The 11,883-nt window shown below is 43.1% G+C and carries 10 protein-coding genes; 6 read left to right on the top strand and 4 right to left on the bottom strand.

Translation table 11 applies throughout. From position 1 onward, the window contains the following. The first annotated feature begins 23 nt into the window (after positions 1 to 23). The 6 genes from ACOJR9_RS04715 to ACOJR9_RS04690 all read left to right on the top strand — a co-directional run bounded on the left by ACOJR9_RS04715 (position 24) and on the right by ACOJR9_RS04690 (position 7,140). On the top strand, positions 24 to 1,592 hold the full coding sequence (locus ACOJR9_RS04715; protein ID WP_420935210.1) for a diguanylate cyclase domain-containing protein: 1,569 nt from the start codon (positions 24 to 26) through the stop codon (positions 1,590 to 1,592). Positions 1,593 to 1,603: 11 nt separating this feature from the next. Then, positions 1,604 to 2,959, top strand: a complete 1,356-nt coding sequence (gene ppnN / locus ACOJR9_RS04710; protein ID WP_420936053.1) for a nucleotide 5'-monophosphate nucleosidase PpnN — start codon at positions 1,604 to 1,606, stop codon at positions 2,957 to 2,959. Positions 2,960 to 3,253: 294 nt separating this feature from the next. Further along, positions 3,254 to 3,628, top strand: coding sequence for a DUF3192 domain-containing protein (locus tag ACOJR9_RS04705; protein WP_032094325.1), 375 nt, complete (start codon positions 3,254 to 3,256; stop codon positions 3,626 to 3,628). A gap of 6 nt (positions 3,629 to 3,634) precedes the next feature. Further along, a complete protein-coding gene (locus ACOJR9_RS04700; protein ID WP_420935209.1) occupies positions 3,635 to 5,296 on the top strand; it encodes a histidine kinase in 1,662 nt (553 codons plus the stop codon). Positions 5,297 to 5,654: 358 nt separating this feature from the next. Then, entirely contained in the window at positions 5,655 to 6,662 is a 1,008-nt protein-coding gene (locus ACOJR9_RS04695; RefSeq protein WP_163105195.1) for an isocitrate dehydrogenase, read from the top strand. Between the two features lie 163 nt (positions 6,663 to 6,825). Then, entirely contained in the window at positions 6,826 to 7,140 is a 315-nt protein-coding gene (locus tag ACOJR9_RS04690; RefSeq protein ID WP_420935208.1) for a ComEA family DNA-binding protein, read from the top strand. A gap of 63 nt (positions 7,141 to 7,203) precedes the next feature. On the opposite strand, the gene galU is transcribed toward ACOJR9_RS04690, so the two are convergent. The 4 genes from galU to wecA form a co-directional block, all read right to left on the bottom strand. Beyond that, the gene (gene galU, locus ACOJR9_RS04685; RefSeq protein ID WP_420935207.1) at positions 7,204 to 8,097 is read right to left on the bottom strand and encodes a UTP--glucose-1-phosphate uridylyltransferase GalU; all 894 of its coding nucleotides are present in this window, start codon (positions 8,095 to 8,097) and stop codon (positions 7,204 to 7,206) included. 274 nt (positions 8,098 to 8,371) lie between these two features. Beyond that, positions 8,372 to 9,226 (bottom strand): glycosyltransferase family 2 protein, encoded by an 855-nt coding sequence (locus ACOJR9_RS04680; RefSeq protein ID WP_420935206.1) that lies wholly within the window; start codon positions 9,224 to 9,226, stop codon positions 8,372 to 8,374. After that, the gene (locus ACOJR9_RS04675; protein ID WP_420935205.1) at positions 9,223 to 10,110 is read right to left on the bottom strand and encodes a glycosyltransferase; all 888 of its coding nucleotides are present in this window, start codon (positions 10,108 to 10,110) and stop codon (positions 9,223 to 9,225) included. The genes ACOJR9_RS04680 and ACOJR9_RS04675 overlap by 4 nt, the downstream gene beginning before the upstream one ends. Before the next feature lie 151 nt (positions 10,111 to 10,261). Next, positions 10,262 to 11,323, bottom strand: coding sequence for a UDP-N-acetylglucosamine--undecaprenyl-phosphate N-acetylglucosaminephosphotransferase (gene wecA, locus ACOJR9_RS04670; RefSeq protein WP_420935204.1), 1,062 nt, complete (start codon positions 11,321 to 11,323; stop codon positions 10,262 to 10,264). Positions 11,324 to 11,883: the final 560 nt, after the last annotated feature.

Raw genomic sequence — 11,883 nt, 5'->3', positions numbered from 1 at the left:
ACAAACAACAAAAGATGAGCAACATGGAAGATAAACAGCTGCAAGCGTACAAAAAAAATAATGCGCTATTGTGCCAATTCATTATAAAACTCTCATCTTTTTATGAGGGTTTTTCAGACAAGGTTGACGGTGAACTGAAAACCTTGCGCGGACACCTATCCGGCACACCCAATTTCAGTTTAGCTACGGTCAGTATTAATAAACTGAATGCGGCGCTTCAGCATCAAGACATTAGCCTTCGCAAGTACAGCCTTGATACAGTGTCATCTATTGAAGATGCCATGAAGCAACTGCAGAAAATAATCTTTGAAGACGAAGCGCTTCGCAGTCTTGCTACTCAAGAACTCATAAAGCTTAATCAGCCTGTATCAGATATATTCAGCATTTACAGGCTCTATGCTAGAGCAGTTCAGCTGCACAGAGTTGCTCTTGGTAAACACGTAAAAGGTTTATTATCAGAAGGTTCTGCGACGCACGAAACGGCCAAATCAACACAGCGACCGTCAGCGGAAGATGATGGTACGGAGCAAGGAAGCGCTCATTTTTACCGCTCTATATTTATAGAGCTAAACCAGCTAGTGACTTCATACACAGAGAAAAAACCCAACGATAGACAGCTTTTAGATATCAAAAAGCGGCTTGATCAAGGCATGGCTAACGAGCAGCTACTAGAAAGTTGTGTCGTAGTACTTCGCATGATAGTGCAAGACGCCATGACAGAAGCGAGTTTAACCGGAAAGGTAATCCAGGGCCTGCATACGTCACTGGGCAAAATCGGCGAAGACGTCAGTAAAAGTATTGATGGAAGCAAAGCGCAGTTTGAGCAACGCACAGCTAGTAATGCTGAGCTGAAAACCTATATCGACAATATTGAAGAAGCAGTTTCTACAACCGATTCTTTTGACGCGCTTAAAACGCAAACACAGTCATGTATCAAGGTACTGTCAAAAACGCTGACGGATACCCAGGCAAGCGACAGCGAGAGCCAAACAGCACTCATTTCGTTATTGTCGTCAATGCAGGACAGAATCAATAAACTTCAGCAGCAAACTGATTCTTATAAGCGGAAAATTGCCGAACAGGTTATGCAAAGTAAAACAGACGCACTTACCCGTTTACCTAACCGTCAAGCGTACAATGAACAGTTAGCTATAGCGCATCAGCACTTCCAATCATCCAAAAAGCCACTTTCTATTGCTCTTATCGACATTGATTTCTTCAAATCAATTAACGACAAGTTCGGTCATTCCGCTGGTGATAAAACGCTGCAGCTTGTTAGCCGAGCATTTAAGCGTCATATGGCTGGCGATCAGTTTCTGGCGCGCTGGGGCGGCGAGGAGTTTGTGGTGCTTCTGCCCGATACCAACGAGACAAAACTACGAGAAAAACTAGAGGCTATTAGAAAAGATTTAGAAAGTATGCAACTCAAGTTTAAGCAAGAAAAAGTGGTAATTACTGTATCGCTCGGAGGTACGTCATTTACCTCAACAGATACCATTGATTCGGCTTTTGAGCGAGCAGACAACTACCTTTATCAAGCTAAACGAAATGGCCGAAATCAAGTCGTTACTGACATCGACGCCCAAAAATAGGAAGTAGTGTGATGATAAAAGTACAGCTAAACCCAATGGGTTGGATGAGCCAACTGTCACAAGCTGAAGTTGCGCGTCTGCAGGATGCTTCCGATAGCGAACTCTTTACCATGTTTCGAAATTGCTCTCTTGCCGTGTTAAACAGCGGTGTTGATGAAGATAATTTTGAATCCTTATTCGCCCCCTATGAAAGTTTCGATATAAGACTTGTACGCCGTGAGCGCGGCGTGAAAATTGAGTTGATTAACCCTCCAGAAGTCGCCTTTGTAGACGACAACCTCGTAAGAGGCGTTCATGAGCACTTATTCGCAGTGTTGCGAGACTTACTGTACATGGGCGATAAGTATGATTTCTTACATCAACACTCACCAGCAGATGGCGCACAGATTACCGATATGGTGTTTGATATGCTTCGCCATGCTAAAGCGCTAGAGGGCAACGATGGCGTTAATACCATTGTATGCTGGGGCGGCCACTCCATTAATCAAATTGAGTATAAATACACTAAAGAAGTGGGCTATCAGCTTGGTCTTAGAGACATGAATATTTGTACTGGCTGTGGGCCAGGTGCAATGAAAGGCCCAATGAAAGGTGCAGCAATAGGTCATGCTAAGCAAAGACACAAATCCGGTAGGTACATAGGTATTTCTGAGCCTAGTATTATTGCCGCTGAGCCACCTAATGCGATTGTTAATGAGCTCATCATAATGCCTGACATTGAAAAGCGCCTAGAGGCGTTTGTGCGTTTGGCACACGGCATTGTCATATTCCCAGGCGGTGTAGGCACGGCTGAGGAGCTGCTGTATCTTCTTGGTATTCTAATGAATGAAAGAAATGACCAACAGCCTTTCCCTGTCATTCTTACCGGCCCTGCGGGCAGTGAAGCGTATTTTGAAGCGATAGATACTTTTATTGCTGAGACCTTGGGTAAAGAAGCCCAGAAGAAATACCAAATTATTGTAAACGACCCCGAAGAAGTAGCACGCGCTTTGCGTAAAGGACTGGAGAAAGTAAAAAAATATCGCGGTGCAATGGGAGATGCGTTTAGTTTTAATTGGTCATTAAAAATAGAAAGAGATTTTCAACAGCCGTTTGTTCCAACGCACAAGAGTATGGCAGAGCTTCAACTTGACCATAACCAAAGCGGAAGCAATCTAGCGTCAAACTTAAGAAAAGCGTTCTCAGGTATCGTTGCCGGTAACGTAAAAGCAGAAGGGATTAAGCAGATAAAAGAAAACGGGCCTTTTGAGATTACCGGCGACAAGGCGTTAATGAAGCATGTTGATGTACTGCTAGAATCATTTGTAAAACAACACCGAATGAAGCTTCCTGGCAGCGCTTACGAGCCTTGCTATTTAGTGAAGTAAAATGTTGCACTGCTAGCCGCTTCAAATGTAGCGCAATGATTTCGCTTTTGCCGTTACTCTTATTTGAAGCCAGACATGAACACTTACTATTATCACTTATTATTCTCATACAATTTACGGTAGACTTAAAATAGTATAATAAGCTCGAGATAACTGGGAAAAAGCTGATAGGGATCGCAGGGTTTTATTTGCGCAGCTATTTGTCAGCCCGCGTTATTAAGCCACATTGCATATCAGCAATAGGCTTTTAAGCTTGCATCAACGACATTAATTAATTCACGAGAAGTAACGGTTATGAACACCAAAGTTATTCGACTCATCCTTGCTGGCGTAGGACTGTACGCTTTATTTGTATTTATGATTATTGCGTTTTATCCAGATAAGCCAGAGAATATGGACTGGAAGGACCGAGAAGAGTACAACCGCGTTCAAATTACCAAGCTTAAATTAGGCAGCACGCGAGAGGAGGTGCTTGCACTACTCGGCTCACCTGATTTGACTGAGGCAAAACGCCAAGGTGTGAATGCTATTCAAGTCATGTTTTTTCGAACACAGCACGTCCGAGCCGATGGGTTAACCACTCAGGATGAGTGCACGCCTCTACTGTTTGAGAATGACAAGCTTATTGCTTGGGGAGAAGGTGCCTACTCAAGCTATCAGGAAAGCTAACTGCTTATGGCATTAGCCGATATTCAGTCTACGTTTTCCCAGATAATTTCTGTGCCGACGCCCTCTGAAAGCGTTGATAAAAAAGTAAGCATTTGGCTTAACAATGCGAAGCTAGCTTTAGCTTTAGCTAACGAGGAGCCTGCCGTAGCGTTAGCAGTTAACACCACTAAAAATTCACTGCCCCCACAGCTGGCCCATGTACTGTTGTTAACAGCTTTTGGGAAGCTAAACCATTTTAACGATCACTATCTCCAGCACATTATCGCGGCAACCTTGGCCCTCTATCACCTTGATGATTTAAACAATAGCAACGACACTGGTGTCGAACGTAAAAATGACGATAGCAGAGATAAAAACCACAGTGACAGTAGAACACTTTCTGAATTCTTACGCGCAAAAGGCTTGTCATGTTGGCTGGATATTTTACGTCTCAAACGGGTGGCATTTTCTGTCAAAAACGCTCATGCCCTTGCCAGTACTAAACTCAACCGGGCACAACGACTTTGTTTACTTTCTAAGATTATAAGCAGCGCGTCGGCAGAAAAAAGGCACAATCTCTTTTCTCAATGCGCACGCTTAATTCCTGTGCATCATCACCTTTTATTATCTCCTCTGTCCGCTCTTTTTGAACGGGCTATGCCTGGCGAGAAAGTGTATGTCAGTGGTGTTCCGGCAACCATTGTAGACATACAGAACAACCATAGTTTTGCAGCGGTTTCTCAAAGTGCCGAGCGCGAGTGCAATTGGGTGCCGTCTTCATCAGTGCGCACGCCTATACATCAATACATTGATTTTGAAAAATTTATTGCACTTTTTGATGAAACGAGAACGGCTCGATTGGTAAAAGGGGGGCAGCCTTTTTTTCCAACAGCATTTGGCATTCAACTCCCCCCCTCGGCACTTTTGCACATTATCGACGAGCTGCAAAAACGCGACATCGACATTCCAAGCCTTTGCAAGAAGATAGATCACACCCCTGCGTTCAATCAGTTTTTAATACGCACGGCGAGCCAAGATAACCGCCTGCAACTGCCGGTAAACAATATTAAACAGGCGGTGCTGACTTACGGCACCGAACGCATAGGCGATATGCTCGTTCAATTTGCTTTGATGGAGCGCTTAACACAACATGAGTTTCCTCTTGTCGATACCTGCAAACAATTCACACTGGTTGCTAGCGCTTTTGCCAGTCATATTGCGTCGCTAACAAAGACTAAGTTTACGGCCCAATCGGCTGCACTTACTATGACTTTTGCTTGCTCACCACTTTTCACACTGCCAGGCTTGAAAGTAATATCCAAGCTGCCTATTCGCGCAAATCCTAACTTTTCCATCAATAATACGTTTAAAATAACGACCCCATTGCCTTGGCTCTCTATCGCAGGAGAACTAGCTAAAAACTGGCATCAAAGCGCTACGTGGCGAGCAGTGCTTCATCAATGCAATAAAGCAAATGAAGCCGTACCCAGTTCGTTAAAAAAAGAGCATGCAGTCATATCATTGGGTTTTTATTTAGCAAAAACATATTTGTTAAGTCCACCTGATGAAGATTTTTCTAGCTTTAAAGAAGCAAAAATATGGACGTCTGTATTGTCCTTGTCCTCTAGTGATCTAACGCACATCGTAGATGAACAAAGAACTCACTTAGTATGTCCACTACCCCGCTAGTTAATGTTCTCGTTGGGAAGCACTATCAGTCCGCCGCTATTTGTTGCACTGGCGTTTACTAAGGCTATAAATCTGACTTTCACAAGTGACGCACTTATTTTTGAATGCGACCACGCTTTACGGCATTTGCTGAATAGATAAGATGCTGCCTGTTCCAATTTATATTTACGAATGGCTATAACTTATGCCTTCTATCGTATAAAATATGGGAACTTTTGCACTGCAATATTTTACTATCCCCTACTTTTTTCAAGATTATAATAAGCAGGCAAGCAATGGCGTGTTCTGCTCGCTAGAATACAGCGGTGCATAATTACCTAACGACTCAGACAACAGAATTACTAGAGGATCTCTCATCATGACTCAGCAACACATTACAGTCATTCGCGGTGACGGCATTGGCCCGGATATCATCGACGCAACCACAAAGATTTTGGACAAGGTTGGCTGTAACTTCGCCTATGACTATGCCGACGCAGGACTTGTTGCTTTAGAGGAACATGGCGAACTGTTACCACAAGAGACACTCGATCTCATTGCAAAGAACAAAGTAGCACTTAAAGGCCCTCTGACTACTCCTGTAGGGGAAGGGTTCACCTCTATCAACGTTAGCCTTCGCAAACAATTTAAACTGTATGCAAATCTTCGCCCAGTAATCTCTTTTAAAGGCACAAAAGCGCGCTACGAAGACATCGATATCATTACTGTTCGCGAAAACACGCAGGGTATGTACTCTGGCCTCGGCCAAGTAGTGTCTGAAGATGGCAACGAAGCTGAAGCCATGAGTAAGATTACACGTGACGGCGCAGAGAAGATCGTGACCTTTGCCTACGAACTTGCTCGCCGCGAAGGCAGAAAGAAAGTTACTGCTGTTCACAAAGCAAATATCCTAAAGTCAACGTCGGGGCTTTTCCTTAAAGTAGCGCGTGAAGTTGGTGAGCGTTACCCAGACATTGAATCAGCAGAAATGATTGTCGATAACTGCTGTATGCAACTCGTTATGAACCCGCACCAGTTCGATGTAATTGTTACGACAAACTTATTCGGTGACATTCTTTCTGACTTATGTGCAGGACTTGTAGGCGGCCTAGGTATGGCACCTGGTGCAAACATCGGCGAAGACTGTGCTATTTTTGAAGCAGTTCACGGTTCAGCTCCAGATATTGCAGGTAAAAACCTCGCTAACCCAACCTCAGTCATCTTAGCTGCAGCGCAAATGCTAGAGTATCTAAACATGAGCGACAAAGCAGAAAAGATTCGCTCAGCACTAAAAGATGTCATTGAGAGCGGTGACCGCACCACACGCGACCTTGGTGGCGAAGCGGGTACGCTCGAGTTTACTGACGCATTGATTGAACGTCTATAAATCCTCAGTTAAAAACGAAAATAGCGGGCGATGCCCGCTATTTTTTTTCTACTCACCCTTCAAGTATTTCAAACCTGTACTAAAACTGGACTAGCCATATCCAGCTATTCTCGTACTATTCTTGTTGTACAAATGGTGTACACCGTTAAAACAAGGAACGACGATGAAAAAAATACTATCTGGATTACTGTTACTCACCGCTCTGTCTCTGCACATGCCTGCGGCCTATTCACAAGATACAGATGCTGACAACAATGGGGATAACTTTACCCAGTCGGTCTCAAATAAGCTTGATTTAAACTTGGCATCACTTGCTGAATTACAGACGCTGCCAGGTGTTGGTTTGTCAAAAGCCAAAGCAATTATTGACTATCGAGAACAAGTTGGACCATTTTTAGAAGTAGCACAATTAACCGAAGTAAAAGGTATTGGCAACAAAATGCTGTCGAAAATTCAGAGCTTGGTGAAAGTTGATTGAGGTATTCATATTGAAAAAATGCGCCAGTGAGAGGCGCATTTTTTAATTCGTCGAGTTCAGCTACTAGCTTTTAACTGTAGCTAAAAACTTTTTAAACTCTTCACCCAAAGTCGGGTGTCGGAGCGCATATTCGACATTCGCTTTCATGTAGCCAAGTTTACTTCCACAATCATGGCTCTTTCCTTTCATGTAGTATGCATCCACTTGCTCTAACTTCATTAGTGCATCAATAGCGTCGGTTAGCTGAACTTCTCCGCCTGCACCTGGAGGAGTAAACTCAAGGAGGTCCCAAATTTTTTCTGAAAGCACATAACGCCCCACCACCGCCAAATCTGATGGCGCTTCATCAAGTGGTGGTTTCTCTACCATTTTGTGAATTTTCGCTGACTCACCTTGAGTGATGGACGCACCGTCAAGATCTGCAATACCAAATTTAGAGATATCTTCCTGAGCAACCTGCTCTACCATAACTTGACTAACACGGCTGGTGTTAAATTTAGCAACCATGTTGGCTAAGTTGTCTTTTTTCGGATTACTTGCTGCATCGTCTATGATGACATCGGGTAATACAACTGCAAACGGGGCATCACCAATAAGAGGGCGTGCGCAAAGCACTGCATGACCAAGCCCGTTAGCAACCCCCTGACGGATGTGCATAATCGTAACATCCTTAGGGCAAATGGACTGAACTTCCTCGAGAAGTTGACGCTTAACACGGGCTTCTAGCGTGGCTTCTAGCTCAAAAGAAGTGTCGAAGTGATTTTCAATACTGTTTTTACTTGCATGGGTAACCAATATAATTTCTTTTAGGCCTGCAGCAACACATTCGCTAACTACGTATTGAATTAGAGGCTTATCAACAACGGGAAGCATTTCCTTCGGTATTGCCTTTGTAGCAGGCAGCATCCGTGTTCCTAAACCTGCTACTGGAATAACTGCCTTTTTTACTTGACTCATAATCTATATCCTTTTTGTTCAAATTCCTGGACGTTCTCTTTACCGCCACTTAATAAAGGTTGTGTGTCGAATAAACACGTCTGCTTGCGCAGAACGATGCAATCGATGTTCCAATTCACATTTTTTGAGCATAAATACGGCTTCAGTGCTCAATTAAGTCGTTCTTGTAGTTTTCTAGCACCAAATTTGTGACGGTATGATATATCACGCACCAATCTGGTGAAAGAGAAGATGGTTTAAGACGAATACTGGCCCTTTGAAATAACCTCAATAACTATTTCAAAGGGCCGTAGGTCTTTTTAAAGCCGTCTCTAAGTCCTTTTCGCATAAACTGACCTCGCTCTTGTCCATTCTCAAAAACAAACCGATTCACAATGTAACGCAGTGGTATTGCGAAAAGATGACGGCATTTCCAATAAAAAGGGACATAGCGTCGGCGACTTAAGATAAGCACATTTCTCAGCTGGTAGTACAGCCTTACAGGCGCTCCCTGCTTAAAGGTTATTCCAAGTACTTTAATTCTATCATCACCTTGCCTGTGTGGCATGCTGACCAATTGAGATTGATAAACCTTTAACCCTTTGCGCTTTGCTCGCCAACACCATTCATGATCGACACCATCGATAAACAATGCCGACTCTTTCTCACCCACTTTTTCAAATGCCTCGTAAGATATCAGCATACCGGAGGCTATTATCTGTTTCACTTCTTTCAGCCCTAACGAAATCTGCTTACCTTTTTGAATCACTCCTTCCTGCACCGTATTACTGAATTGGCAGTGAATAGATGGGCCTATAGCAGCAACAGGACACACTTTCTCAAGCGTTATAAACTGTTGATACAGTGAAGCTGCGATAGTAGGTGAGAAGCTACTGTCTTGGTCAAGAAGAAAACAATAGCCGATTGATTGAGAAAAAAGCGCACGTAAACCAATATTTTGCGCCTCAGCAATGCCCAGATTAGACGGGTAGTGCGAATAACTGCAGTTGCTAGTTAAGTCTAACTGAGTAGGATGAGGAGAGTTATCGATAAGCGCTATCTGCCAGTCGTCACCAGCAAACTCAGTAATGAGTTGAGTTACATGCTCAACATCAGGGTTGTAAAGAATAACAACGATACCAATACTCAATGCTTACCAAACCTTTCGAGCAGGTGCCTATCTAACTTGTAAGCCAGCTTCACTAACTTACCTGGCATCAGTCGCAATGCCAACACACCAAAGGCATAGGCCACATTATACAGTGAGAACTGCTTTAGTTTTATAATGGCGTATAGTCGTGCTCTGAATTCGTTTAAGGACTTACTCAGTCCTCGGCGTTTATAAAAATTATTCACTCGTCGAAATTTCAATAAACGGTCTTTTAAATTCCTGAACACATAACCTTCAGAGGCTAACTTTATCCAGAAAAAATAGTCTTGAGTATTCATCAAACTGCTGTCGTATCTGTGTCCGTCTCTAAAAACGTTATATCGAATAACAACCGTTGGATGATTCAGCGCGCAACGACGAGGCAATATTCTTGCTATTTGCTTGTGGGAGGCAGGCATAACTCGCGCTCCAACTTTATCGCCATTTTCATTAACCTCAGTTAACCCCGTGCCTAAAACCGCAATATAGCTGTGTTTTCTCATGTAGCATATTTGGCGGGAAAGGCGATTTGGCTCGGATATGTCGTCAGCGTCCATTCGCACAAAAAATTGAGGCTCTAAGGTAAGACCGAATTCCGCAGCCGAATTCATGCTGCTCGCAAGTCCACTATTCATAGAATTTTGTGCAACAACAATTCTGTTGTCCTTCTTTGCAGCATTTAGCACTGTGTCCAGTATTGCGATAGGAACTGAACCATCAATAACAATTACAAATAAAAAATCGTGAAAATCCTGCGTCATAACACTGCTTATGGCTTCATCTAACCATGCTACGTTGTCTGCATGATATACAGCCATTGCAACGATAGTTTCTATATATTTTTTTTGATTATTATTAAAAAGAATAGAAAATTGATTTTTCAATATGAATTACCGATTGTGACGAGTGCATGCAAAAAGAGGCGTACTCTATGCACCTCTTAAGGGCATCTTACAGAGAAATGTTGCAGGCTTCTATGCATTTCACTGCTGCATATTCAACAAATTTACGGGTCACTTGATAATTGTGAGAGGGCTAAGCTGTTAATCGCTTTACAAATCGCAGGACATTCCAGATATTCTGAATAACAAAGCTATACACCACAAGCAGCGCCATAAATCCCCAGAACATAATAGCTTCAGAGACTTGGTAGACTTCACCTAGTATTCCAACTGCACAGAAACACGCGCCCAGCGCTAATATTGCAATGAGCGATTTTTTGCTACTTAAGCCCGCTCGCATAAAGATGTTATGCAGGTGCTGTCTGTCAGGTCGCAACATGGATTGCCCTTTTCTAGCACGGCGATACATAATAGCAGCCATGTCCATAAGAGGTAGGCCAACAAGCCATACTGCAGTAATCGGCCTAAATGCTGCTCCTTCGCCTTGGGTATGGTCAACAAGCAACCAGACTATGGTAAGACCCACAAACATACTACCGGAATCGCCCATAAATATTTTATTGCCCTTGAAACCTTTCCAACTAAGATTAAATGCCAAAAATGGTACAATTGCAGCAACAATTATGAGAGGCTCCATGATAGCAACGCCGTTGCCTGACGCAATGAGAAAACCAGCCACGGTTAGCAGAATAACTAAACTCATTCCAGCGGCAAGGCCATCGATACCATCAATCATGTTAAAGGCATTAATAACGCCTACTACGCACACAATAGTGAAAAAATAACCGCCAATACCGAGCATTACCTCTTCAGACCCCAAGATACTCCCTAATGAGGTAATATAATTTTGCGCACTCCATGCCATGATCGACGCTACGCCAAATTGACACATGAGTCGGCCTTTGGCACTAAGGTCAAATCTATCATCTAGCATACCAAGCAAAACAACAAAGGCTGAGGCAGTAAAAAACAGTGGGTTGTTTTTCATCCATACGTCGGTGGCAACACTAGCAACCAGCACAGCCATAAATATAGCGACGCCGCCGGTCAGAGGCACTATTCCGGCATGACGTTTTCTCGCTGTGGGCTGGTCAACCAAGCCAAATTGATGCGCAAGTGGAGTCATCACCACCAATAAAATGAGCGCGACAAAAAATGCAGTGAAAAGCGGTACAAACTGCAAATGAGCTAGCATAAAAAACACAATTCCCTTTTACTGCCGTCGATTGGCGAAAACACGACTGGAGTAGTATTAATAGTTGGAAGGTATTTCAACTTTATTTCCATGTAAAAAAAATTTTCCATAATTGCACTAGAAGTGCACCAATTTTTCTTGATTCATTATTGTGCATAACATTGCCCACCAATGATATAAGACATTTGCTCAACTAACTACCCTACCTAAAAAAAAGTATTCGTGCCCCGTGATTGCAACACTTTCTACACTTAAAGCAAAGGCCACGAAATTACCTAATTTCTCCGCAACATAAAATACAATAAGTGCAGTGATATCATCGCTTACCTTGAGCCGTGCTTAATTGACGCTACGGCGTCAACGTGTCACTCTTTTGCGCCACTTGTTACGTTTTTCACTAGAGGCTATCTTTCTAGCTCTCCTTTCGGGTGAAGCCATATCGCAAGCGACGCTAAAAATTAGCTACATAAAGCCTACGATGCAGTTCTACTGACCGCTTAATTGTTTCTTTAAGTTCTATGACATGCAATTTTTATGCAACATTTACACAAAATGATTTG

Source organism: Alteromonas ulvae (assembly GCF_048987005.1).
In the GTDB taxonomy this organism is placed as follows: Bacteria; Pseudomonadota; Gammaproteobacteria; order Enterobacterales; family Alteromonadaceae; genus Alteromonas.
This window is presented reverse-complemented; position numbering and strand designations above follow the sequence as displayed.